Origin of the sequence: Pseudooceanicola pacificus (assembly GCF_009789075.1) — a bacterium.
GTDB lineage: Bacteria > Pseudomonadota > Alphaproteobacteria > Rhodobacterales > Rhodobacteraceae > Pseudooceanicola > Pseudooceanicola pacificus.
In genome coordinates this window covers 124272-148360 of record NZ_WNXQ01000003.1, presented here as the reverse complement: position 1 = coordinate 148360, position 24089 = coordinate 124272, and the positions used below count along the sequence as shown (strand labels likewise).

19 protein-coding genes are annotated in these 24089 nt (G+C 64.6%); 14 read left to right on the top strand and 5 right to left on the bottom strand.

Going from position 1 to position 24089, the window contains the following annotated elements:
- Positions 1–176 precede the first annotated feature (176 nt).
- From GLS40_RS06400 to glnT, 3 genes are all read left to right on the top strand, one after another.
- Positions 177–2456, top strand: a complete 2280-nt coding sequence (locus GLS40_RS06400) for an NADP-dependent malic enzyme (RefSeq protein ID WP_160381918.1) — start codon at positions 177–179, stop codon at positions 2454–2456.
- Positions 2457–2877: 421 nt separating this feature from the next.
- Positions 2878–4776 carry a propionate-CoA ligase PrpE gene (prpE, locus tag GLS40_RS06395; RefSeq protein ID WP_160381917.1) on the top strand — a complete coding sequence of 633 codons (1899 nt, stop codon included), beginning with the start codon at positions 2878–2880 and terminating at the stop codon, positions 4774–4776.
- A gap of 454 nt (positions 4777–5230) precedes the next feature.
- Positions 5231–6538: a type III glutamate--ammonia ligase gene (gene glnT / locus GLS40_RS06390; protein ID WP_160381916.1), complete on the top strand. Its 1308-nt coding sequence runs from the start codon at positions 5231–5233 to the stop codon at positions 6536–6538.
- Positions 6539–7008: 470 nt separating this feature from the next.
- On the opposite strand, the gene GLS40_RS06385 is transcribed toward glnT, so the two are convergent.
- The gene (locus GLS40_RS06385) at positions 7009–8487 is read right to left on the bottom strand and encodes an amidohydrolase family protein (RefSeq protein ID WP_202075970.1); all 1479 of its coding nucleotides are present in this window, start codon (positions 8485–8487) and stop codon (positions 7009–7011) included.
- Positions 8488–8686: 199 nt separating this feature from the next.
- Here GLS40_RS06385 and GLS40_RS06380 point away from each other — a divergent pair, with 199 nt between their 5' ends.
- The 3 genes from GLS40_RS06380 to GLS40_RS06370 all read left to right on the top strand — a co-directional run bounded on the left by GLS40_RS06380 (position 8687) and on the right by GLS40_RS06370 (position 12321).
- Positions 8687–9631, top strand: coding sequence for an AraC family transcriptional regulator (locus GLS40_RS06380; protein WP_160381915.1), 945 nt, complete (start codon positions 8687–8689; stop codon positions 9629–9631).
- Positions 9632–10035: 404 nt separating this feature from the next.
- A complete protein-coding gene (locus GLS40_RS06375) occupies positions 10036–11307 on the top strand; it encodes a metal-dependent hydrolase family protein (protein ID WP_160381914.1) in 1272 nt (423 codons plus the stop codon).
- Between the two features lie 18 nt (positions 11308–11325).
- Positions 11326–12321: a Gfo/Idh/MocA family protein gene (locus GLS40_RS06370; protein WP_160381913.1), complete on the top strand. Its 996-nt coding sequence runs from the start codon at positions 11326–11328 to the stop codon at positions 12319–12321.
- Between the two features lie 83 nt (positions 12322–12404).
- On the opposite strand, the gene GLS40_RS06365 is transcribed toward GLS40_RS06370, so the two are convergent.
- The 3 genes from GLS40_RS06365 to GLS40_RS06355 are packed head-to-tail and all read right to left on the bottom strand — an operon-like array spanning position 12405 to position 15086.
- The gene (locus tag GLS40_RS06365; RefSeq protein WP_160381912.1) at positions 12405–13535 is read right to left on the bottom strand and encodes a DegT/DnrJ/EryC1/StrS family aminotransferase; all 1131 of its coding nucleotides are present in this window, start codon (positions 13533–13535) and stop codon (positions 12405–12407) included.
- Entirely contained in the window at positions 13532–13933 is a 402-nt protein-coding gene (locus GLS40_RS06360) for a RidA family protein (protein ID WP_160381911.1), read from the bottom strand. Before GLS40_RS06360 ends, GLS40_RS06365 begins: the two co-directional genes overlap by 4 nt.
- Before the next feature lie 19 nt (positions 13934–13952).
- Complete coding sequence (locus GLS40_RS06355; RefSeq protein WP_160381910.1) at positions 13953–15086, bottom strand: NAD(P)/FAD-dependent oxidoreductase; 1134 nt, start codon at positions 15084–15086, stop codon at positions 13953–13955.
- Between the two features lie 106 nt (positions 15087–15192).
- Here GLS40_RS06355 and GLS40_RS06350 point away from each other — a divergent pair, with 106 nt between their 5' ends.
- The 4 genes from GLS40_RS06350 to GLS40_RS06335 all read left to right on the top strand — a co-directional run bounded on the left by GLS40_RS06350 (position 15193) and on the right by GLS40_RS06335 (position 18228).
- Positions 15193–16086 (top strand): LysR family transcriptional regulator, encoded by an 894-nt coding sequence (locus GLS40_RS06350; protein WP_160381909.1) that lies wholly within the window; start codon positions 15193–15195, stop codon positions 16084–16086.
- A 104-nt stretch (positions 16087–16190) separates the two neighbouring features.
- Positions 16191–16559, top strand: coding sequence for a hydantoinase/oxoprolinase N-terminal domain-containing protein (locus GLS40_RS06345; protein ID WP_160381908.1), 369 nt, complete (start codon positions 16191–16193; stop codon positions 16557–16559).
- The gene (locus tag GLS40_RS06340) at positions 16556–16870 is read left to right on the top strand and encodes a (2Fe-2S)-binding protein (RefSeq protein ID WP_202075966.1); all 315 of its coding nucleotides are present in this window, start codon (positions 16556–16558) and stop codon (positions 16868–16870) included. Before GLS40_RS06345 ends, GLS40_RS06340 begins: the two co-directional genes overlap by 4 nt.
- Positions 16855–18228 (top strand): FAD/NAD(P)-dependent oxidoreductase, encoded by a 1374-nt coding sequence (locus GLS40_RS06335; protein WP_160381907.1) that lies wholly within the window; start codon positions 16855–16857, stop codon positions 18226–18228. The genes GLS40_RS06340 and GLS40_RS06335 overlap by 16 nt, the downstream gene beginning before the upstream one ends.
- Positions 18229–18407: 179 nt before the next feature.
- Here the strand turns inward: GLS40_RS06335 and GLS40_RS06330 are convergent, their stop codons facing one another.
- Complete coding sequence (locus tag GLS40_RS06330; protein WP_160381906.1) at positions 18408–18575, bottom strand: hypothetical protein; 168 nt, start codon at positions 18573–18575, stop codon at positions 18408–18410.
- A 256-nt stretch (positions 18576–18831) separates the two neighbouring features.
- Between GLS40_RS06330 and GLS40_RS06325 the strand changes: the two genes are divergently transcribed.
- The 4 genes from GLS40_RS06325 (at position 18832) to GLS40_RS06310 (ending at position 24079) form a co-directional block, all read left to right on the top strand.
- Positions 18832–20265 (top strand): amidase, encoded by a 1434-nt coding sequence (locus GLS40_RS06325; RefSeq protein WP_202075965.1) that lies wholly within the window; start codon positions 18832–18834, stop codon positions 20263–20265.
- A 304-nt stretch (positions 20266–20569) separates the two neighbouring features.
- Positions 20570–21568 carry an ABC transporter permease gene (locus tag GLS40_RS06320; RefSeq protein WP_160381905.1) on the top strand — a complete coding sequence of 333 codons (999 nt, stop codon included), beginning with the start codon at positions 20570–20572 and terminating at the stop codon, positions 21566–21568.
- 10 nt (positions 21569–21578) lie between these two features.
- Positions 21579–22475, top strand: coding sequence for an ABC transporter permease (locus GLS40_RS06315; RefSeq protein ID WP_160381904.1), 897 nt, complete (start codon positions 21579–21581; stop codon positions 22473–22475).
- A 26-nt stretch (positions 22476–22501) separates the two neighbouring features.
- Positions 22502–24079 (top strand): ABC transporter substrate-binding protein, encoded by a 1578-nt coding sequence (locus GLS40_RS06310; protein ID WP_160381903.1) that lies wholly within the window; start codon positions 22502–22504, stop codon positions 24077–24079.
- Positions 24080–24089 lie beyond the last annotated feature (10 nt).

Genomic DNA, 24089 nt, shown 5'->3' with positions numbered 1-24089 from the left:
AGCATCGTCCCCGCGCGCCCGAGTTTCAAGCCCGCAGCGACGGCCCGCACCCGACGTCAAAGCGTCGTGCGGATTTCCGGCGCGCCGTGTTAGACAAGCTTTGCACGCGCCGCCTTCCAGCGCGCGGAAAAATAGTTTAACGCTAAACCAAATGATTTGAGGGGAGGCATCGGCCGATGTCGAACACGACCAACGACACGCTGCGGCAGGCCGCACTGGCCTATCACGAGAACCAGAAGCCCGGGAAGCTGGAGATCAGGGCCACCAAGCCGCTGGCCAATGGCCGCGACCTGAGTCTGGCCTATTCCCCCGGGGTGGCCGAGGCCTGCCTGGAGATCGTGGCCGATCCGGCCAATGCCAGCCGCTACACCGCGCGCGGCAACCTTGTGGCGGTGGTGTCCAATGGCACCGCGGTGCTGGGGCTGGGCAATATCGGCGCGCTGGCTTCGAAGCCGGTGATGGAGGGCAAGGCGGTCCTGTTCAAGAAATTCGCCGGGATCGACTGTTTCGATATCGAGCTGAACGAGAGCGACCCGGAAAAGCTGGCCGATATCGTCTGCGCGCTGGAGCCGACCTTTGGCGCGATCAACCTTGAGGACATCAAGGCGCCCGACTGCTTCGTGGTGGAAAAGCTCTGCCGCGAGCGGATGAACATCCCGGTCTTCCACGACGACCAGCACGGCACCGCCATCGTGGTGGGCGCGGCGGCGACCAATGCGCTGCGGGTCGCGGGCAAGCGGTTCGAGGATATCAAGATCGTCAGCACCGGCGGCGGGGCGGCGGGCATCGCCTGCCTGAACATGCTGCTCAAGCTGGGGGTGAAGCAGGAAAACGTCTGGCTCTGCGACATCCACGGGCTGGTGTACGAGGGCCGCGAGGTCGACATGAACCCGCAGAAGGCGTTCTATGCCCAGCCCTCGGACAAGCGCAAACTGGACGATGTGATCGAGGGCGCGGATCTGTTCCTGGGCCTCTCGGGGCCAAATGTTCTGAAGCCCGAGATGGTCGCCAAGATGGCAAAACGGCCGATCATCTTTGCCCTGGCCAACCCCAATCCCGAGATCATGCCGGACGAGGCGCGCGCCGTCGCCCCCGATGCGATCATCGCCACCGGGCGGTCGGATTTCCCGAACCAGGTGAACAACGTCCTGTGTTTCCCCTTCATCTTCCGCGGTGCGCTGGATGTGGGCGCGACCGAGATCAACGACCAGATGCAGATCGCCTGCATCGAGGGGATCGCCGCGCTGGCCCGCGCCACCACCAGCGCCGAGGCCGCCGCCGCCTATCAGGGCGAACAGCTGACATTCGGCGCCGACTACCTGATCCCCAAGCCCTTCGACCCGCGCCTGTCGGGCGTGGTGTCGACCGCCGTGGCCAAGGCCGCGATGGAAAGCGGCGCGGCCACCCGGCCGATCGACGATTTCGTGGCCTACCGGCAGAAACTCAACAGCTCGGTCTTCAAATCGGCGCTGCTGATGCGCCCGGTGTTCGAGGCCGCCGCCACCGCCTCGCGCAAGATCGTCTATTGCGAGGGCGAGGACGAGCGCGTGCTGCGCGCCGCCCAGGCGATCCTTGAGGAAACCACCGAGCAGCCGATCCTGATCGGCCGCCCCGATGTGATCGAGGCACGCTGCGAACGCGCCGGGCTGACGATCCGCCCCGGCGTCGATTTCTCGGTCGTGAACCCCGAGAACGACCCCCGCTACCGCGACTACTGGGGCACGTATCACGAGCTGATGGCCCGGCGCGGCGTGACGCCCGACCTGGCCAAGGCGATCATGCGCACCAACACCACCGCCATCGGCGCGGTCATGGTCCACCGCGAAGAGGCCGACAGCATGATCTGCGGCACCTTCGGCGAATACCGCTGGCATCTGAACTATGTCACCCAGGTGCTCGGCTCGCCCAAGATGCACCCGCATGGCGCCCTGTCGCTGATGATCCTGGAGGACGGCCCTCTCTTCCTTGCCGACACGCATGTCTATTCGGACCCGACGCCCGAACAGATCGCCGAGGCCGCCATCGGCGCCGCGCGGCATGTGAAACGCTTTGGCCTGATGCCCAATGTGGCGCTGATCGGCCGCTCGCAGTTCGGCAACCAGGACACCGAAACCGCCCGCCGCCTGCGCGATGCGATGGCGATCCTCGACAGTGCTCCGCGCGACTTCTGCTACGAGGGCGAGATGAACATCGACACCGCGCTGGATTCCCCGCTGCGCGAGCGCATCTTCCCGGGCAACCGCATGGAAGGCGCGGCCAATGTGCTGATCTTTGCCCATGCCGACGCCGCCTCGGGCGTGCGCAACATCCTCAGGATCAAGGCCAACGGGCTGGAGGTCGGGCCGATCCTGATGGGGATGGGCAACAAGGCGCATATCGTGTCGAACGCGATCACCACGCGCGGGCTGCTGAACATGGCCGCCATCGCGGGCACGCCGGTGGCGCATTACGGCTAGGCCGCAGGCCGGCGCCGCTGTTCGCGGGAACGGCGGCGCGGCCCCTCCCCCGGCCGTCCCGCGCCGCGCCGGGTTTCGACGGCCCGGCTGTCTTGCCGTTTAGTTCCCGCAACCCTGGGTCCGGACCGTCGCGGTGGCGTCCCGACCGGACGCCCGGCGCCAGTGCCGTGCGGTTTTCCTGTACAGCCTGCACTGCAGCGCCGGAGGCGGCAGCCCCCTGCCCGGGGCCGGAACCAGGCGAAGCGCGTCAAGAAATTTTCCAACGTTTGCAATAAATGTAAATTGCTTAACCTCCCCCTGGGAAAAGCCGATGTTAGCGCAATTCGCCGCAGCTGCGGGCACTGCCACCGCTTGCGCGACCGGGCCGGACCCCGCTAACACGATGCAAATGGGCGACCACGCGGGATGGAGGATAACGCGGATGAGCTATGCTGACGTCTACCAGTCATGGAAGTCGGACCCGGATGCCTTCTGGATGCAGCAGGCCGAGGCGATCGACTGGGTCGAGAAACCGTCAAAGGCCCTGTTCGACGAGACTGCACCGCTCTACGAATGGTTCGTGGACGGCAAGCTGAACGGCTGCTGGAACGCGGTGGACCGCCATGTCGAGGCCGGGCGCGGATCGCAGGTCGCCATCATCCACGACAGCCCGGTCACCGGCACGGTGCAAAAGATCACCTATGCCGAACTGCGCAACCGGGTCGCGCTGCTGGCCGGGGCGCTCAGGGCGCGCGGCGTGGAAAAGGGCGACCGGGTGATCATCTACATGCCGATGGTGCCGCAGGCGCTGGAGGCGATGCTGGCCTGTGCCCGGCTCGGCGCGATCCATTCCGTCGTCTTCGGCGGCTTTGCCGCGCATGAGCTGGCGGTGCGGATCGACGACGCGCAGCCCAAGGCGATCATCGCGGGGTCCTGCGGGATCGAACCGGGGCGCGTGGTGCAGTACAAGCCCCTGCTGGACGCCGCCATCGAACAATCCGCCCACAAGCCCGAATTCTGCGTGATCTTCCAGCGCGAGCAGGAGGTCGCCAGGCTGATCGAGGGCCGCGATTACGACTGGCACGCCTTCCAGTACGGCGTCGCGCCGGCGGAGTGCGTCCCGGTCGAGGGCAATCATCCGGCCTATATCCTTTACACCTCGGGCACGACGGGGCAGCCCAAGGGCGTGGTGCGTCCCACCGCCGGGCACCTCGTCGCGCTGAACTGGTCGATGAAGAACGTCTATAACGTCGATCCGGGCGATGTGTTCTGGGCCGCCTCGGATGTCGGCTGGGTCGTGGGGCACAGCTACATCTGCTACGCGCCGCTGGTGCATGGCAACACCACCATCGTGTTCGAGGGCAAGCCCGTGGGAACCCCCGACGCCGGGACCTTCTGGCGGGTGATGCAGGATCACAAGGTGCGCAGCTTCTTCACCGCGCCGACCGCCTTTCGCGCGGTGAAGCGCGAGGATCCGGACGGGCTGCTGCTCAAGACCTACGATCTGAGCGCGCTGGAGACGGTCTACCTGGCGGGCGAGCGCGCCGACCCGGACACGATCCACTGGGCGCAGCGGATGCTGGACAAGCCGATCATCGACCACTGGTGGCAGACGGAAACCGGCTGGCCCATCGCCGCGAACCCGGTCGGGGTGGAACTGCTGGACGTCAAGGTCGGCTCGCCCTCGGTCGCCATGCCCGGATATGACGTGCAGGTGCTGGACGAGGCAGGCCATCCGGTGAAGCCGGGCGAGCTTGGCGCCATCGCGGTCAAGCTGCCCCTGCCCCCGGGCACCCTGCCGGGCCTGTGGAATGCCGAGGCGCGGTTCCGCAAGTCCTACCTGGACCATTTCCCCGGCTTTTACGAAACCGGCGATGCCGGGATGATCGACGAGGACGGATACCTCTGGATCATGGCCCGCACCGATGACGTGATCAACGTCGCCGGGCACCGCCTGTCGACCGGCGCGATGGAGGAGGTGCTGGCCAATCACCCAGACGTGGCCGAAACCGCCGTGATCGGCGTGTCGGACCCGCTGAAGGGCCAGATGCCGGTGGGATTCGTCTGCCTTACCAAGGGCGTGAACCGCGCCCATGACGAGATCACCCGCGAATGCGTGGCCATGGTGCGCGACCAGATCGGGCCGGTGGCCGCCTTCAAGCTGGCCGTGGTGGTGGACCGCCTGCCCAAGACCCGCTCGGGCAAGATCCTGCGGGCAACGATGGTCAAGATCGCGGATGGCGAGGCCTTCAAGATGCCGGCCACCATCGACGACCCGGTCATCCTCGACGAGATTCGCACCGCCCTGCAGACCGTGGGGCTGGCCAGGGAAACCGCCTGATCGCGCTCTGCGGCGCCGCCCGTGGCGATGCGCAGCGGGCGGTTGGACACCCGGCCCGGGGGCAGCCCCGGGCGGGGAATCGATCCCCGGAACGCCCGTGCCAGTGACGGCATGACCGGCTCTGCGCGCGCCAAGCGGCCCCCGGCGCGGCCCGCGTTGCCCTGGACACCCCCATCAAGTGACCCAGGCTTAGCCTATCGCGCCGCCGGATGCGGCACGGGTCACGCCCGGGGGCCAGTTGCGGCACCGGCGGCGCTTGCGCATCCGCGCGCCGGCAAAGACATTCGGCTGCGCAGACCATCGTCCCGGCCTGCGGCCAGAGCCCGGCAGCGCCCCGGGCCCCTGCGGCCATGTCGATGCTGCGATGGCACCTCCATGCCCCTGACGGGCACGGGAGGGCAACGGGGCCGGGCCACTGAACCCGGACGACAGACTGGAAGAGGGAGACCAAGGCATGGTGACGGATCTGGCAGCCTTTGCGGCGGAACGGAGGGTCAGATATTTCATGATCTCCTACACCGACCTGTTTGGCGGGCAGCGGGCCAAGCTGGTGCCCGCACAGGCCATCGCGGGCATGCAGGAGGACGGCGCGGGGTTTGCCGGTTTTGCCACCTGGCTGGACATGACGCCCGCCGATGCCGATGTGCTGGCCGTGCCTGACCCGGCCTCGGTGGTGCAGCTGCCGTGGAAGCCCGAGGTCGCCTGGGTTGCCGCCAATTGCACGATGAACGGCGAGGAGGTCGAACAGGCCCCGCGCAACGTGCTGCGCAAGCTGGTGGATGACGCGGCGGCGCAGGGGCTGCGGGTCAAGACCGGGGTGGAATGCGAATTCTTCCTGCTGGAGGCCGACGGGTCGGACATCTCGGACGTCTTCGATACGGCGGAAAAGCCCTGCTACGATCAGCAGGCGCTGATGCGGCGCTATGACGTGATTTCCGAGATCTGCGATTACATGCTCGACCTCGGCTGGGGCCCCTACCAGAACGACCACGAGGATGCGAACGGGCAGTTCGAGATGAACTGGGATTTCGCCGATGCGCTGGTGACGGCGGACCGGCATTCCTTCTTCAAGTTCATGGTCAAGTCGGTGGCAGAGGCGCACGGGCTTAGGGCCACCTTCATGCCCAAGCCGCTGGCCCGGCTGACGGGCAATGGCTGCCACGCCCATATCTCGGTCTGGGACAGCAAGGGCAAGGTCAACGTCTTTGCCGACGCGGACGACGAGCTGGGCCTGTCGGCGCAGGGCATGGCCTTTCTCGGCGGGATCATCGCCCATGCGCAGGGGATGACCGCCCTGACCAACCCGGTGGTGAATTCCTACAAGCGGATCAACGCGCCGGTGACGGCCTCGGGCGCGACCTGGGCGCCGAACACGGTGACCTGGAGCGGCAACAACCGCACCCACATGGTGCGCGTTCCCGGGCCGGGGCGGTTCGAACTGCGCCTGCCCGACGGGGCGGCCAATCCCTATCTACTGCAGGCGGCGATCATCGCGGCGGGGCTGTCGGGGATCGCGACCGGAGCCGACCCGGGCCCGCGGCTGGACATCGACATGTACGCCGAGGGGCACAGGGTGAAGGATGCGCCCCGCTTGCCGCTGAACCTGCTGGACGCGATCCGCGCCTTCGAGGCGGACAAGGTGCTGACCGGGGCGCTCGGGGCCGGGTTCTCGGCCGCCTTCGCCAAGCTCAAACGCCGGGAATGGGACAGCTACATGGCCCATTTTTCGGCATGGGAGCGGGCGACGACGCTGGATATCTGAGGGGTCTTGCGCGGCCTGCCAGCATCGCCCGGGCGTTGAACCGGGTCTCCGAATGACACGCTGCCGCCAAGGCGGTCAGGGGCGACGACAGCCGGAATACGCCCGTGTCAGGCGCGCGGAGCGGGATGCGGCCGGGGACCGATACCCGACCCGGCAAGCCCCGGCAAAACACCCGTGTCGAGCCCTGCCACCGGGCGATCCGGCATGAATGGCCGACCCCCTCCATTTTCGGAAGCACCGGGGAGGTCCTGCAGATTGCCACCCAATGGATTTGATCCTGCAGCACCGAGCGCCCCGATACCGGCAGCGGTGAATGCCCCCAGCAGAGACCGAGAATGGCCACGTAGATTCTGCACCCGGTCCGCGCAAAAAGGGGAACCGCCCCGCAAGGGGCGATTCAGTGTCGGGGAGCAATGCAGGCACCAATCCGGCTGAATACATTCCGGGCCGGATTGGTGCCCCAATCGATATTACCGGAACATATCCATTTCGACCTGCGCAGCCGCAAAAAGACGATCGCGCGAGGCAACCAGTTCTTCGCGGAGTTTCGGCACATCGGCATCCAGCAATTGACCTTGCCATTTCCGCAGTTTTCCGGCCACAAAAACCGTATCCACGTTGCTCCGGTCCATCAGGGCCACGACAGATCCGGCCGCATTGTTCAGCGGCGCGGTGTTAATCGCCTCGGCGTCAAGCAAGACGATGTCGGCCTCCTTGCCGGGCGTGAGCGAACCGGTCTTGTGGTCCATGCCCAAAGCCGTGGCCCCGACGATGGTCGCGAACTCCAGCACATCGCGGGCTGTCAGCAAGCGCACCTCTTCCGGGGTTTTCCGGCCTTCTATCACCGCCTCGTTTGCAAAAGCACGCTGCAAGGTCATCGCGCCGCGCATCTGGCTGAACAGGTCCGCCGTCATCGTGGTTTCCACATCCGTTGACAGCGACGGCTTCATACCCAGGTCGAGCATTTTCTGGATCGGCGGCATACCGTGCCGCATGGTCATTTCGATCGGTACAGACAGCGAGACCCGGGCGCCGGAATTGTGAACCGCGTCCCAGATCGCGTCTGTCATCCCGGTCATATGGATAAGCACCGCGTCAGGTCCAAAAACACCTTCGTCGGCAAAGGCTTTCATCCGGTCCCGCGTCGAGTCGGAGCCGACGACATGTGCCGCGATGCGAAGCCCCAGCTCACGCGCCAGCGCCCAATTCTCTCTGAAATCGGGCAGGTACATGTCACCCCCCATCGTCAAATTGCGCAGGCCCTCGCCCGAACTGCCATAGGCCTTGGCGGCGCGCCGCGCGCCTTCGGGAGTGCCGCTGAAATATCCAACCGAGACACGTTGCCCGGACCGGGCGAAAGCCTCGAACGCGGCGTCGGTATGGTCCGGCGTGAAGTGAATTTGAGAAATATCCTGTACCGTTGTCACGCCGGCGTCGAGCTGGCTGAGGGAGCCGAAGAGGTCATTGATCATCACATCTTCGGCTGTGTATTTCGGGCCGACCTGTGCCAGGACGAAATTGATGTAGTTGAGAGAGTTTTCCGGCTGGCCGTCGTCGCGAAGGATCGCATCCGGCAGGGTTGCCCGCAATGCCGTTTCATAAAGATGATGGTGGGTGTCTATGAAACCCGGAATAACAATCTTGCCCTGAGCCTCGACCACGATGGCATCGCCGGCCTCGATCTGCGGCGCAATCTCAAGAATCTTGCTGCCCTCGATCAGGATATCCGCACGTTCGAAATCTCCGACTGCCGGATCCATCGACAGGATGGTGCCGCCGCGAATAACGGTACGAATACCCGGGGCTCCTGTGTTGCCAGGTGTTTGGGCTCTCGCCAGGGATGCGGCGCCAAATGGCATGACCGAGGTCAACAGGCCCGCGACAGAGGCGGACTTGACAAACCCGCGCCGTGACATGTTTTGGAACGTGGAATTCGTTGTTGTTTTCATTTGTATTCTCCTCCCCGATCTTTTCGAAGGATCGGCAATTGATAGTCATTCGACCCCGGCTCCGGCGCATGCGCACTCGGCCAGGTCGCCCTGGACGCTTCCCAAGCCGTCAGAGCATGGCGCTTGACCTTGGGAACACAATGACTGATGCTCTCCAATCCATGACGTTCCGTGTCGTTCTTCAGGAAGGTGTATCGCCATGGAGATTCTGACGAACTGGCTGGCCCCTGCGATCGGGCGGTTGCTTCGCGTCCATCACGCACGGACAGGTGGCGAGTGGGGTGTCGAAATCACCTCTCGTCAGACCGTCATGCTGCGCTTCATGCTTGCCGGAGGATGCTGGGTCACGCCGGACAAACAAGAGCCGTTCAGATTCGAAGCCGGCGACGTCTTGATCGTCAGGGCTATTCCTCACTGCCTTTCCAGCGCAGTTGGTTTTGCGGGCCAGTCGGTCGAAGCGTTCAACAGCAGCCAGCTTGGCTATGACGGCCCCATCACGGACGAATTCATCTGTGCGGCCTTCGATACGGATTATGCGCAAGCCACCTTTCCGCCCCTGCGGCCCATAATCTACGTTCCGGCGGCACAGATTGCAGAGTCAAAGCGCTTTGCCAGCATCATCAACGCGGTCCGGGAGGAATGCCAGTCGCCAGAGGTCGCCAGCGAGGTGATGCTGAAGCACCTGATGGAAGCCTTGTTGCTTTGCACCCTGCGCAGCTATTTCGAGCGGGCGGGCAACGAAGAGTGGATTGCTTCGATGATCGATCCTCTTGTCGTGAAGGCATTGCAGATGATGCATGACGATTTCGGCAGGCGTTGGACCGTCGAATCCCTGGCGTCGAGTGTCGGATCGTCCCGCGCGGTCTTTGCGCGGCGATTTGCGCAGGAAGTTGGCATGCCTCCGCTGACATACCTTTCGGACATGAGAATGAAAATCGCCGCGCGCAGCCTGGCGAACCGAAGCGAGGCGCTGTCCAAGGTCGCTCTCTCGGTGGGCTACGAATCCGAAGCGGCCTTTAGCCGGGCATTCAAGAGAGTGTTCGGCCTGCCACCTGACGAGTTCCGCCGGCTCGACAGGGACACCATAAAGCGCGCGGACGGAACTTCGGGCCTGGAGACCAAACCCGGCGATCCGCTCGCATAGTTCTTGATTGGCTCAACCCGGTCAAATCCGCCTTTGCGGCGGTCGGCGCGCCAATGCGCCACCGGCATCGAACCGGGACTGGTCCAAACCGTCCGATCAGCGCCGCGCGCCGCAGCGCCACCACTGCCCGGAACTTATGGATGTTCCGCCCGACACGCGGGTCGGGATTGCGACGCAATCCTCCTGCGTCGTGACCAGGTTGCCGGTGGCCAAGCATTACAGCCCCTTGTCGCTGCCGATCGAGGGCAACCGCGCGGATCGTTTGCCTTTTTGCGCCATAACCCGGACTTATCCCGATCATCCCAAACCGTCTTGGGAAGCGCTGTCGCGACATGGTGTGATGCGGGCACGGAATGTGCGGCCCGACAATCGGGGCCACCAGCCAACTGACACAGGTACGCGACATGAAGACCTTCGTTTCCGCCGCCCAGCTGATCGACGGAACGGGCGCGGCCCCGGTTCGTAACCCCCTGCTTGAAATCGAGAATGGCCGCATCGTGAAAACCCATGCCGAAGGGGCTGGCCGCCCGGCTCCTTCCGAGGGCCGGATCCTCGATTATCCCGGCGCAACCATCCTGCCCGGCCTGATCGATACGCATGTGCACCTCAACCTGCCCGGCACCGGTCCCACGCTGGAAGAGGCGATGCGCGAAGGCCATGAGGTCATGACCGCAACCTCGATGGGCAGTGCCGCCCAGGCGCTCGGCGCCGGGATCACCACCGTGCGCGACCTCGGCGCCTTCGGCACCACGAGCTTTGCCGCCCGGCGGGCCCTGCAGCTGGGTTATGGCAAAGGCGCAAAGGTCATCGCCTGCGGTCAGCCCATTACGATCACCGGCGGACACTGCTGGCAGATGGGCGGCGAGGCAGACGGCGTGGAAAACCTGCGCCGCAAGGTTCGGGAACTCTGCCGTGACACTGCCGACTTCATCAAGGTGATGGGATCCGGCGGTGGCACCATCGGCACCAAGTCGTGGTTACCCTCCTTCACCCTGGAAGAGATGCGCGCAATCGTCGACGAGGCGCATCGCAACGGCCGCCGCGTGACGGTCCACTGCCTCTGCGCGCAGTCTATCACCATCGCGATCGAGGCAGGGGCCGACCAGATCGAACATGCGAACTTCCTTGTCGATGCCGCGGGACGGCAGGAATACGAGCCGAAGATCGTCGACCGCCTGGCCGAGGCCGGGATTCCGGTGACCACGACCCTCGTGGTCTATGTGGCATCCGTGTTCCACTATCGCAGCCTTCAGCGGGATCTCACGCCAAGCGAGCAGGCCGCGATAGACCGCTGGACGATCCGCGCGGATGAGACTGTCGACTATCTCGAACGCATGACCCGCGCGGGCGTGCGCTTCGTGGCCGGCACAGACGCGGGCTGGCGCTTCACGCCCTTCGATACCCTGATCCTGGAACTGGAGATCATGGCCAAGGGCGGCCACAGCGGGCTGGCCGCGATTGCCGCCGCAACGGGCGTGGCCGCCGAGGTGATCGGCGCCGATGACATCGGCACCCTTGCCCCGGGTCGCGCCGCCGATGTGCTGGTGGTCAAGGGCGACCCCCTGACCGACCTCGACGCGCTGCGCGATCCTCTCTTGATCCTTCAGGACGGTCGCCCGCAACATATCACCGGGCGCGAGAACCTCTCTCCGACGGCCCGGGCGAAACCTCTCTGACACACTCGGGACGAGCACATGACACAGACACCGCTGAACGTTGCCATCATCGGCATGGGCAAGTGGGGCCAGACACTGGTGAACTCCGTTCAGGGGCTGAGCGAGTCGATCCGCTTCGTGGCCGGCGCCACGCGCACCGTGTCCAAAGCCGCCGCCTTTGCCGAACGGCAGGGGATCGAAATCCTGCCCGACCTCGCCGCGGTTCTGGCGCGCGACGACATTCAGGGCGTCGTGCTTGCCACGCCGCACAGCCAGCACCGCGAACAGATCGAAGCCGCCGCCGCCGCCGGCAAACATATCTTTTCGGAAAAACCCCTGACCCTGACCGGACCTGACGCGGTGGCCGCCTATGCCGCTGCGGAAAAGGCAGGCGTGGTGCTGGCGCTTGGCCATAACCGCCGCTTCCTGCCTGCCTATGCCAAGTTCTCGCATCTGGTACGGGAAGAGATCGGATCCCTGCGTCAGCTCATCGGCAACTTCTCGTCCGGTGTGGCGGGCTACGCCGCAGACAGCTGGCGCAGCGATCCGGCAGAAAGCCCGGCAGGCGGAATGACCGGGCTGGGAATCCACGTCGTCGACGCGATGATCGGGCTGGGGCTGCAGGCATCAGAGGTCACGGTGGTCAACCGTCGCAAGGCCGATCATGGCATGGCCGACACGGTGACCGCCCTGATCGAAACGGTGGATGGGCCTGTCGCAGTGCTGACCACAGTCGCCGGGCCGGGCCGTTACTGGCGGATCGAAGCCTTCGGATCGAACGGTTGGGCCACAATGAACGGCGAACACTCGGTGACCTTCGGCCGCGCCGGAGCGCCCGAGCAGATCTGGAATTTCGCCTGGACGGATATGGAGCGCGCGGAGCTGGAAGCCTTTGCGGATGCGGTCAGCGGCACGGCCCCCTACCCGATAGACGCTGAACAGGGCGTGCGTGGCGTGCGCCTGTTCGAAGCGATCTGCAGAGCCGCGCTTGATGCGCCCGGTGGACGGGCAAGCCGCGAGGTCGCTCAGGGCTGAGCGCTATCGGAGCCGACCGACAGGAAACGCCCGGGTAAGCACTCGGGCGTTTTCCGTTTCGATGTCGCGATGCTCGGCGGCACTCAATCGAAAAAGGCCCGGACCGCAGCCGCAACTTCCGCGATCTGGCCAAGGTCCAGATGCGGGCCGATCGGTAGGCTCAGGATGCGCCTGCAGACCCGTTCGGTCACCGGCAGATCTCTGGGTTCATGGCCCGGTTCCGCATAGACCGGCTGTGCGTGCATCCCCGGCGAGTAGAGCGCATTGCTGCCGATCCCCCGTTCCGCAAGAAAAGCGTGCACGGCGGCGCGGTCGTCAAACTCCGGCGTGTAGTTCCGCCAGGCGTGACGGCAGCCGGGTCTTTGCGCCGGCAGCGTGATTGGCAGATCCGCCAGCAATTCGCGATAGATGCGCGCCTGCGTCCGGCGCAGCGTCAGGGTCTCAGAGAGGCGCGGCAGCTTGACCCGCAGGATCGCGGCCTGGATCTCGTGAAGCCGGGCATTCTCGCCATCTGTGACATGGTGCAGCGCCAGCGGGCGGGGCTGCGCATAGTGATGCGCCCTGTCCTGCCCGTCCGAGGAAAACTTGCGGATCAGATCGGCGAGTCGAGGATCGTTGGTCGCACAGGCCCCGCCAGACCCGAAGGCGCCCAGATGCTTGCCTGCGGAGAAGCTGAAACAGGTGATCTCGGCAAGGGACCCGATCATCGTGCCATCCACTTCCGCACCAAGCGAGAGGCAGGAGTCCTGCACAATCGGCAGACCGTGGGCGTCGGCGATCTTGCGCAGCGCCCGCATGTCGGCCGGATGGCCAAACATGTCCACGGGCAGGATGGCCCTGGTGCGCGGGGTAATCGCAGCCTCGACAAGCGCCGGATCAATGCAGCGGGTGTCAGCCTCGATATCGACCCAGACAATCTTTGCACCGACCATGCGGATCGAGGCAGGCCCACCCAGATCGGTATTGGAGACGGTAATAACCTCGTCCCCCGGCCCGATGCCAAGGGCCCGCAATGCCGCGCGCAGGGCGGCAGAGCCCGATCCGACGCCGACCACGTGATCGACCCCCAGCCAGGCGGCGAATTCCGCCTCAAAGCCAGGCAGTTCCGCGCCCCAGTCGATCCTGCCGCTTTCCAGCACACGCAGGATGGCGGCATCGAACTCCGCCTTCTGCGCGTGATAGAGCGCGACGGGATCGTACATCGGAATGGTCACGACAGCGTCTCTTGGCGTGGAGCGTAAATGATGATCTCGACCTCCATCCGGATTTCCGGAAAGCCAAGCGCCGCGACAATCGTGCCGGTGTGGGGCGGGCGAAGGTCGCCGAAATACTCCAGCCGCACGGCAGTCACCGGATCCTTGTCGTTCCAGTCCACGAGGATCGTGTTGACCTTGACGATATCCGCCTTGCTTGCCCCGACATGGGCCAGGACACGGTCGATATTGGCATAGACGGCGCGGGCCTGTTCGGTGGGGCCACCCTCGACCCAGTTGCCCTCAGGATCCTTCGCGATCTGCCCGGCAACAAAGACAAAGTCTCCGGCGCGGGCCACATGATCGTAGGTCAGGCCGCGGGCCACGTCGGGCGGATTGGAGATCTCTACCTTGGACATTCTGTTCCTGTTCTGGCTGTCAATGAACCGGCTCGGGCGCCGGTTGATCCTGGAAGCGGGTGACCGAAAAGTCCCCGATCGGAGTGTTTGTTTGTCCCGTGGCGATCAATTCGGCCATGACGTCGCCGACGCCGGGACCCAGCTGGAACCCGTGGCCACAAAACCCAAAGGCGTAATGCAGCCCCGGAACCTTGCCGCTCGGCCCCATGACGGGAAGCGAGTCGGACAGATAGCCTTCGGGTCCGGACCAGGTGCGGATGACCTGCACATGGGCCAGCGCCGGGCAGAGGCGGACGAGATGCGGCAGTTGCACCGCCAGAAGCTGCGGGTCGGTCTTGGCAAAGCCCGTCTCCCACGGCACCTCCACGCGGCGCCCGCCACCAAATACCACGTTGCCGCGCTCGACCTGACGGAAATAGACGCCTGCATCGTGGTTGCGCGCCCACACGCCGACAACAGGCAGGATCCGGTGCGGCAATGGCTCGGTGACAGCCATCTGTGGGCCGTTCAGGCGCAGCGGCACCGGCTCGTCGAACGCGGCGGCCATCTTTGCCCCCCAGGCCCCGGCCGTGACCAAGAGCTGGTCGGACTCGAAAATGCCCTGGCAGGTCTCGACCGCAAAGCCGGAAGCGCGCCGTTCTATCCGGGTAACTTCGGCCTGTTCGACGATCCGCGCACCGGCGCGGGCAGCGGCCCGAGCGAAAGCGGGTGCCATCAGACGGGGGTTCGCCGATCCGTCCTCGGGCGAGAACGACGCGCCGATCGCATCCGGGCCCAGGCCCGGAAAGCGCCGGCGTATTTCGGCGGGTTCCAGCATCTCAAGGTCAAGGCCCCAGGGCTTTGCAGCCTTGGCAAAGGCCTGCATGTCCTCCATGCCGTCCTGATCGTGAATCAGCCGCAAATGGCCGGTCGCGCGGAATTCCACATCCTCACCCAGCAGGCTGTCGATCTCGCCCCAGAGCGCGCGGGACCGGTGAGCCAGCGGAAGCTGCGGCAGATAGCGCCCCTGCCGCCGGATATTGCCGAAACTGGCCACGGTCGCACCCTGGCCGACAAAACGGCGCTCCAACAGCGTGACGCGCAGGCCGCGGCGGCTCAGGAAAAAAGCGGCGGCCGTCCCCATCAGGCCGCCCCCGACCACAATGATATCCATCGACATCTCCGGTTGATCGGATTCAGTCTTTCACGCCCCGGTTCAGCGGTCCAATATAGGCTATTGGGAAGGTCATAAGCTGGACCTCTGGACGAAGGAAGACGGGATGCGCGCACGACAATTGGAAGTTTTCTGTGCGGTGATGCGCGCAGGCACCGTCACGGCGGCCGCGCGCGACCTGAATATTTCGCAACCCGCGCTCAGCCAGATCCTGCTGCATACCGAAGACGAACTGGGCCTGACCCTCTTTGAGCGGATCAAGGGCCGTCTGCACGCCACTGAAATCGCACATGAGCTCTACCCCGAGGCGGAACGCGTCTTTGCCGGCCTGGAGGCGCTGCGCCGCCATGCAATCGACTTGCGCGACGGGCGTGTGGGCCTGGTGCGGATGGCGGCCTCTGCCCCGCCCGCGATGAGCTTCCTGCCCGACGCCATCGCCGAATTCCGCCAAGACTACAGCTCTGTCGCGCTGCGGTCGCACATCGCGCCCGTGGCGAGCATGACCCAGATGGTGCTGAGCGGAGACATCTCCATCGCCGTGTCGCTGAGCGACGCGGCACACCCCAGCCTGAACATCGAAAAGCTGGGCGAGGTGCCGATGGTATGTATCCTGAACGAGGGACACAGGCTGACCGCGCACAAAGAGATGACGCTCAGCGATCTGGCCGACGAAACCCTGATCTCATATCGCGCGAACACCCTGCCGGGCCACAGGCTCATGCGCGTCGCCCAAAAGGAAGGGATTGAATTCTCACCGGAAATCGAGGTCGACGCCTCCATCTCGGTGCTGCCTTTCGTGCAGAATGGCCTTGGCGTTGCGGTTGTTGACGGGCTGATGCCCTGGCACAGTTTCCCCGGTATCGCCGTCCGCCGGTTCCTGCCGGAGACCCAGTTGCCCGTCACCATCCTGACCAACAGGGAACACCAGTTGTCGCCTGCCCACGAAGGGCTTTTGGCGGCAATCCGCAAGTCCTTCAAGAACAAGGTCGCACAGCTCTGAGGCCAAAGTATAGGCACGGCTTATGGCCACGCCCATACTCCGACTTGGCGCAGACCCGTTTCTTCGTGCCAGGTTGCCGGGGACCAAAGCAACGTGGTGCCGGCATGAGCTGGAAGATCGGCGTCAAGATCGGTGGTGCAGTCATCGACTTCTGCGCGCTCGACACGCGGAAAAATGAAGTGAACAGTTTGAAGGTTCTGACCACACCGGACGACCCCGGATCGGAGCTGCGACAGGGGCCTGCGCGTCTGGCAAAACGCCACGGCCTGGGCCCGGCGCAGGTGGAAACCTTCGTGCATCAGGCAACCCTTGGCAACGACACGGTCATCCAGCGCAGGGACGCGAGGCCGGCCCCGGTGACGCATGCCGGGTTCGACACGATGTTCGCCGAAAACTGTCCACGGCATCCGCAGATCCCGCTGCCTGGCCTGCGAACGGACGAGACCCAACAATTTGAGGAGCGCGCCGCGTGACAGCCGCAGCCGGTTTCCGTCGTCTCTATCAGGGCAGCCGACCCAAGATCCGGTTCCGGATCGACGGCCGGCCGGCCGAAGCACTGTCAGGCGACACGGTGCTGACCGCGCTGCGTCTGAACGGGGCGGTCGCACGGACAAGCGAATTCGGCGACGGGCCACGAGCGGGATTCTGCCTTATGGGCGCCTGCCAGGATTGCTGGATCAGCATGGGCGACGGCCGCCGGGTCCGCGCCTGCGAGACACCTGTGGAAGACGGAATGGACCTGATCACCACCCTGCCGGGAGAGAGCCAATGGCCCGGCGCGTAGTGATCATCGGGGCCGGCCCGGCCGGAACACGCGCCGCCGAGACGCTGGTCGCAGCCGGTATCGAAACCACCGTCATCGACCGCGAAACCGCCTCCGGTGGCCAGATTTATCGCCGGCCCGCCAAGGGGGTGGAGCGTCCCGCCCCCAAACTCTATGGCGACGACGCGCCGAAAGCCGTTGCACTGCATGCGACTTTCGACGCCCTCAAGTCAAAGATCGACTACCGCCCGGGGACGGAAGTTTTCGGAATATCCGATCGCCTGCTGCATCTGCACGACAGCACGGCGATGTCCGAACTGGGCTTCGATGCCCTGATCCTCGCCACCGGCGCCACCGACCGCGTGACACCTCTGCCCGGCTGGACCCAGCCGGGGGTGCATTCCCTTGGCGGGGCGCAGATCGCGCTCAAGGCACAGGGATGCGCCATCGGCCACCGTGTGGTTTTTGTCGGCAGCGGACCGCTTCTGACGCTTGTCGCCGCGCAATATGCCGAAGCCGGAGCCGATGTCGCCGCGGTTCTCGATACCTCGTCCCAGAGCGATCTGATGCGTGGTGCGCCCCTGATGACCGCACGCCCGGGTCTCATGTTCCGTGGGCTGAAACTCCGCCGCGTGTTGCGTCGGCACAGGATTCCCTATGTGACCGGCGTCCGCGACATCCGGATAGACGGCGACGGAACGCAAGTCACCGGTATTCGCTGGACTGCAGGGAACCGCGAGACACAGCTTGCCTGCGACGGCGTCGGCATGGGCTGGCACCTGCGATCCGAAAACCAGCTGGCCCAGATGGCGGGATGCGATTTCGACTGGGATCCCGTGGCGCGCCAGATGGCACCCCGTATCGACGAGATGGGCCGCTCCACCCGCAACGGCATCTATCTTGCCGGCGATGGCACGCGGATACTTGGCGCCGACGGGGCCGAAATCGCCGGACAACTCGCCGCCATCGCATGTCTTGAGGATTTGGGCCGGCAGGGTCGACACCCTGTCGACTCTCTGCTGAAGCGGCAGAAAAGGATGCGCCGGTTCGCGCGCGGCCTGTCTCTCGCCTTTCCGTTTCCCGACGATCTTTGCACGTCGCTGCCCGACGACGCCCTGCTCTGTCGGTGCGAGGCAATCACCGCAGGCGAATATCGCGCGACCATCGACAGGTCACATGCGATCGAGCCGAACCGCGCCAAGTCCCTGTCCCGCGTCGGGATGGGCCGGTGTCAGGGGCGCTACTGTGGTGCAGCCGCCGCGCGTATACTTGCGGCCAGCGGCGGGCTGCCGCTCGACGAACAGCCGGGCCTCAGGCCGCAGGCTCCGGTCCGTCCACTGCCGCTCGGACTGAAGACCCCCGGCGGCGCAGCCGAATGATCGCATCCGGTCCCGCCGAGCGCCTGACACGTCAGGGTCAAGCCGGTGACACCGGGACCGGGCGCGATATCGGGGCCACCACGCAGGCAGGCCGCTTCGGCCACCGTGTGAAAACCGCATCCGGTCAAGACCTCCGGACAGGCCCCCGCAGGACGCGCCGTATCCGGACAGGGGAGATCTCAAAGACGTCCGGCGATGAACGGCGCCGCCCGCGCGATGGCGGTCTTGTCACTCTCTGCCGCCGTCGGCCCGACGACAAGGCCGCGCCCGTGTTCGATCAGGGCGGCAAGGTCGCGGCGGCGGTACGCCCGGCACATGCTGACCGTCAACGCATGCAAGGGCGGCATGCCGTCCGGTCCAGTCGGACGCGCTGTCGGCGACGTTGTGCCCATCGTCATGTCATGATCGATCGGTACGTCACCTTCGCGCCTTCACCTGTCCCTTGTGACACGGCGTACCGCTCGCCAGGTTGCCGCGCCTGCGGTGACGACGGAACGATCTGTCGATCTGCGGCCCGGTTTCCCGATTTTCGTGCATCCAACCGAAAAGACACCTGTCAGCGCCACATCGGTCTCTGACCAATCGTCCAGCAAGGAGGCTCTCTTGAACACGCACAAGACACCAACCGAACTCTGGGCCATGTCCGCCGTAGATCTTGCCGCGGGCATCGCAGCCGGCAAATTTTCCAGCCGCGAAGCGACGGAAAGCGCGCTCCAACGGCTCGACGCGGTCAACCATCAGATCAACGCTGTGGTGGAACAGACCCGTGACGAGGCTCTTGCCGCAGCAGATCGCGCGGACCAAGCCGTCCGTCGCGGCGACAAGACCGGCGTGTTGAACGGCGTCCCGATCACCATCAAGATGAACGTCGACTGGACCGGCCATGCCCGCAACAACGCGATCCGCGAGATGCAGGGCAATATTGCCGATGACGACAGCCCGGTGACGGCGAACCTTCTGAAATCCGGTGCCGTGATCCTGGGCCAGACCAACACGCCCGCCTTTTGCGCGCGGTCTTTCACCTCGAACGAACTCTACGGCTACACCCTGAACCCGTGGGACCCCGAGATCACACCCGGCGGTTCGTCCGGCGGCGGTTCGGCGGCCGTGGCCGCGGGCATCGGCGCGATTGCGCATGGCAACGATCTTGGCGGGTCGGTTCGCCAGCCAGCCCATTGCTGCGGCATCGTCGGCCTGCGCTCGACCCCAAGCCGGATTCCCAACTACAATCCCTCTGTCGCGCTTGACAGGCCCTATGTCCATCAGAGCACGACGTCGCAGGGCCCGATGGCCCGCTCGGTCGCCGATGCCTACCTCGGGTTCCGGGCGATGGCGCAGCGCGACTATCGCGACCCGTGGTGGTCGCCGCGCCTGCCGGAAGAGGATCAGGCCCCCTTCCCCTGCAAGGTCGCCCTTTTCTACGCCGATGACGAGATCGAACCCGAAGTTCGTGCCTCCCTCCAGCGCGCCGCAAAAATGCTGGAAGACGCCGGTTGCACCATCGAGGACGTCGCGCCACCGCGCTATGACGAAGCCTGGGGCCTGCACCAGTCGCTCCTGCAGGCGGAACGTGCCACTGGCCTGCTGAAAAACATCGCGACTTACGGTGACACCTTCCTGCGCACCAAGTTCGACTTCATCGGCCAGTGGGACCTCATCGAGCCGATCGAGACGCGTGATGACTATATCGCCAAGGTCGCAATGCGGACGACGATCCTGCGGGAGTGGATGAAGTTCTTTGAAACCTATCCGCTGATCCTGATGCCCAATATGCATATGCAGGCGCTGCCCAGGGATTTCGACCAGGGCGATCACGCACAGGTGCTGCGGGCCATCAAGGCCTGCAAGCCGCACCATGTCACCGCGCTTCTGGCGCTGCCGGGCCTGTCGGTGCCCACCGGCATGACAAATGGCATCGTGGACGGCGTTCAGCTGGTGGCGAACCGGATGCAGGACGAATTCCTGTTCCGTGCCGGGGCCGCGATCGAAGCGCGGGCCGGGACCTTCACACCTATCGATCCGCGCGGCGCCACCTGATCAATTGTCCTTCTTGCTGCGCCCGCAGCCCATGCGCGGCCCGCCCGGTCCGGCCTGTTCACCCCGAAACCCGTGACTTGTTGGACGGTCACGGCAAAAGGCCTGGTAAATTGCCGTGGCAGAGAGCAACCCGGCAGCGGCTGGAGACACCATAAGCTAGACTTATCGACTCCCGATGAATCCGTATTTCTGCACATGCGAAGCGCATGGTTCAATGCCTTAATTGCAACGGGAAAAGCGTCCTGGGGTGCTTTTCAAGAAGGGCCGGTCAAAGGCCCGGCCCGCTCAACAACATGGGACGACTATGGCGCACTCCACCGAGACGATGGATGGCCCGTCGATGGCAAGACAGCTTGCTGCACGGTTTATCAATCTGAAATTCATCGAGATCCTGATGAACCGCCTGATCGGCATGATCGTCATGGCCTTTTCCATCAGCGTGCTGGTCTTTCTGCTGATCCGCCTCGTCCCCGGGGACCCGGTGATCGAGATGCTCGGCTCCCAAGCCGCAAGCGAGGAACTGGCGGCCCGTCTGCGTGGGCAGCTAGGCCTCGATAAGTCTCTGCCAGAGCAATACTGGAACTGGATCACCGGCGTCATGCATGGCGATTTCGGCTACTCCTACGGTTACCAGCGCCCGATCTCGGATCTCGTGGCGCTGAACATGCCCGCCTCCATTCAGTTGACGGCATCGGCGCTGTTCATCTCCGTTGCCCTCGGGCTGCTGATCGGGGCCTGGGCCGCTGTCGCACGCAACCGGGCACCGGACACGATCGGGATGGGAATTGCCATAACGTTCATGTCCATCCCCTCGTTCTGGCTTGGCCTGCTTTTCATCCTGCTGTTCGCGGTGCAGCTTCAGTGGTTTCCCGTCGTCGGCGGCACCTCTCTTGCGGGGCTGGTTCTGCCCGCGCTGACGCTCGGCATCGGCACGATGGGGTTCAATGCCCGGTTCGTCAGGTCGAGCCTGATTTCGACCATGGGGCAAAACCACGTCATGACCGCAAGGGCCAAGGGCCTGTCCCGCCCCAAGGTCTTTTTCCGGCACGTGATGCGCAATTCGATGCTCCCGGTGCTGACGGTTGTCGGTCTGCAACTCGGCAACCTGCTGTCGGGTACCGTGGTGGTGGAAACCGTCTTTTCCCGGCCCGGTCTTGGGAGGCTGCTGGTCGATGCGATCATGGCCAAGGACTACCTGACGGTGCAGGCCTGCGTGCTGATCATCGCGCTGATCTACGCCCTGTCGAACCTCCTCGTCGACCTGATGTACCCGATCCTCGATCCCCGCATCGCGCGGCGCTGAGGACATGGCCATGAACGATTTGTCCCGGGACACCGCATACACCACCGAACCTGCAGAGGATCATTCGCTTGCCCCGCGGCGCAATCCGGTCCTGCGCGCCTTTCGCCACCGCAGTCTCCTCGCCGGAACGGTGATCTGTGCGATCCTTATCCTTTTGGTCGCCGCCGCCCCGCTGCTGACCTCTGCCGATCCGAACAAGCAAAGCCCGATGACGATCTTCCAGCCGCCTTCGGTCGACTATCCCATGGGAACGGATGCCTTCGGGCGCGATCTGCTGGCGCGCGTTCTCTACGGCGGACGTGTCAGCATGTTGTCCAGCGCGGCCGTCGTGATGATCGGAGCCTTCTTCGGCACCCTGATGGGCCTGGTCGCGGGCTACTTTGGCGGCCGCCCGGGCTTTGTCATCATGAGGGTCGTCGATCTGCTGCTCGCCTTCCCCGGGATCCTGCTGGCGCTGGCCATTACCGCGATCCTTGGGCCGGGGCTGGTGAACGGGATCATCGCGATCTCGATCATCCTGATCCCGGTCTATGCCCGTCTTGTCGAAGGCGCCACGACCGAGGTTCGCGCCCTGCCCTTCGTCGACGCCGCCGTGACACTGGGCGCCGGACCGTGGCGCATCATCGCGACCCATATCGTCCCGAATGTCATGCCCTCGATCATCGTCATGACGACGACATGGCTTGGCATCGCGCTGCTGTGGATCACCGCGCTCGGCTTTATCGGGCTGGGTGTGCAGCCCCCCAATGCCGAATGGGGCGCAATCCTCAACGATGGCCAGCAATTCATAACGCTTGCCTGGTGGATGACCGTCTTTCCCGGCCTTTTCCTTTCGCTCTTCGTGGTCGGGGTGAACCTGATCGGTGACGGGCTGCGGGACGAACTCGACCCCAAGGTCGCGAACTAAACAATAAAACCCAACAGGAGAAACCAATGAATACCTTGACCAAATCCCTTGCAGGTACGGCGTTTGCGGCCCTGATGGCGTCTGCCGCGCTACCTGCACATGCCCAGAACACCTCCGAACTGGTCATCGGATGGGGCGAACCGATCGACACGCTGAACCCCGGCACCTCGTCCAAGCGGATCGCCGGGCCGATCATGGTCGCCATCTTCGACAACCTGATCTACCTGAACAAGAATTTCGAACTCGAACCGATGCTGGCGACGGAATGGTCCGCCTCCGACGATGGCCTCGTCTATACGTTCAAGCTGCGCGATGACGTCACCTTCCATGACGGCACACCCTTCAACGCCGCCGCAGTCGTCGCCAACTTTGCCTACATCACAGCCGAGACCACGGAATCCAAATCCGCGATCTCTGCGCTTGGTGATTGCACCTCTGCCAAGGCCACCGGCGAATTCGAAGTGCAGATCACCTGCACGCAGCCGTCCGTTCCCTTCCTGTCGCAACTCGGCTCGCCCTTCCTTGGAATGCAGTCGCCAAAGGCGATCGAGACCTATGGCGCCGACCTCGGCCAGCACCCGGTCGGTACAGGCCCCTTCAAGATCGCCGAATGGGCCCCGAACCAGAAAATCGTTCTGGAACGCAACGACGACTACAACCATTTCCCCGCGTCGCTGGGGATCGAAGGCCCCTCGGCCCTGTCCAAGATCACCTTCACCATCGTGCCGAATGTGCAGGCGCGGATCAGCCAGTTCCAGTCCGGTGAAAGCCAGCTGATGAACCAGACGCCAGGTCTTTACTGGAAAAGCCTCGGTGCCTCCGGTCAATACAAGCAGACCGAAGTACCGATCAGCGGCCTGGGCATCTTTGCCCCGATCAACACCCAGTCGGGCCCGACCGCCGATATCGCGGTCCGCAAGGCGATGATCCACGCCATCGACCGCGAAGGCGTGGCGCAGCTTTCCGATGCAGGCGTCTATCCGGCGAACTACACGCTGCTGAGCGAAGGGATGGTCGGCTATGCCCCCGAGGTGAAGGAGATGTATCCCTACGATCCCGCGAAATCCGCCGAGCTTCTGGAAGCGGCCGGCTGGACCAAGGGAGATGACGGCATCTGGGCCAAGGACGGCGAAAAGCTCAAGGTCACCCTGACTGCGATCTCCACCCGCGCCGCCTATATGGCGATCGCCCAGGCGTTCCAGGGCTACCTGACCGAAGCCGGGTTCGACGTTTCGCTTGAGCCGATGACCTCTCCTGCCTGGTGGTCCGCGAACAAGACCGGGGCCTTCTCGATGACCCAGACCCAGTTCACCGACGTGGACCCCGATGCCCTGCGCATCTTCACGCCGGGTCAGCTGATGAACCTGCCGGGCATAGACTACGCGCGGGTGAACGAACTGGTGTCGCTTGGCCGGGCCGAACAGGACCGTGCAAAGCGCAGCGCGCTCTATCAGGAACTGCAGATGATCCTGGCCGAAAATGCCGTGGTGATGCCCGTGCGTCAGAACCTCGACCTCGTGATGACCGCGAAAAACGTGTCTGACCTGACCTGGATCGCGGGCGGCTACCCCTATTTCGCCGCTCTCAGACTGGATGCCGAGTGATCCCGACTCG

Bases quoted from the DNA above. Each gene is read 5' to 3' on its own strand.
- GLS40_RS06400 (WP_160381918.1), top strand. From the start codon at position 177: ATGTCGAACACGACCAACGACACGCTGCGGCAGGCCGCACTGGCCTAT.
- prpE (WP_160381917.1), top strand. From the start codon at position 2,878: ATGAGCTATGCTGACGTCTACCAGTCATGGAAGTCGGACCCGGATGCC.
- glnT (WP_160381916.1), top strand. From the start codon at position 5,231: ATGGTGACGGATCTGGCAGCCTTTGCGGCGGAACGGAGGGTCAGATAT.
- GLS40_RS06385 (WP_202075970.1), bottom strand. From the start codon at position 8,487: ATGAAAACAACAACGAATTCCACGTTCCAAAACATGTCACGGCGCGGG.
- GLS40_RS06380 (WP_160381915.1), top strand. From the start codon at position 8,687: ATGGAGATTCTGACGAACTGGCTGGCCCCTGCGATCGGGCGGTTGCTT.
- GLS40_RS06375 (WP_160381914.1), top strand. From the start codon at position 10,036: ATGAAGACCTTCGTTTCCGCCGCCCAGCTGATCGACGGAACGGGCGCG.
- GLS40_RS06370 (WP_160381913.1), top strand. From the start codon at position 11,326: ATGACACAGACACCGCTGAACGTTGCCATCATCGGCATGGGCAAGTGG.
- GLS40_RS06360 (WP_160381911.1), bottom strand. From the start codon at position 13,933: ATGTCCAAGGTAGAGATCTCCAATCCGCCCGACGTGGCCCGCGGCCTG.
- GLS40_RS06355 (WP_160381910.1), bottom strand. From the start codon at position 15,086: ATGGATATCATTGTGGTCGGGGGCGGCCTGATGGGGACGGCCGCCGCT.
- GLS40_RS06350 (WP_160381909.1), top strand. From the start codon at position 15,193: ATGCGCGCACGACAATTGGAAGTTTTCTGTGCGGTGATGCGCGCAGGC.
- GLS40_RS06345 (WP_160381908.1), top strand. From the start codon at position 16,191: ATGAGCTGGAAGATCGGCGTCAAGATCGGTGGTGCAGTCATCGACTTC.
- GLS40_RS06335 (WP_160381907.1), top strand. From the start codon at position 16,855: ATGGCCCGGCGCGTAGTGATCATCGGGGCCGGCCCGGCCGGAACACGC.
- GLS40_RS06330 (WP_160381906.1), bottom strand. From the start codon at position 18,575: ATGCCGCCCTTGCATGCGTTGACGGTCAGCATGTGCCGGGCGTACCGC.
- GLS40_RS06320 (WP_160381905.1), top strand. From the start codon at position 20,570: ATGGCGCACTCCACCGAGACGATGGATGGCCCGTCGATGGCAAGACAG.
- GLS40_RS06315 (WP_160381904.1), top strand. From the start codon at position 21,579: ATGAACGATTTGTCCCGGGACACCGCATACACCACCGAACCTGCAGAG.
- GLS40_RS06310 (WP_160381903.1), top strand. From the start codon at position 22,502: ATGAATACCTTGACCAAATCCCTTGCAGGTACGGCGTTTGCGGCCCTG.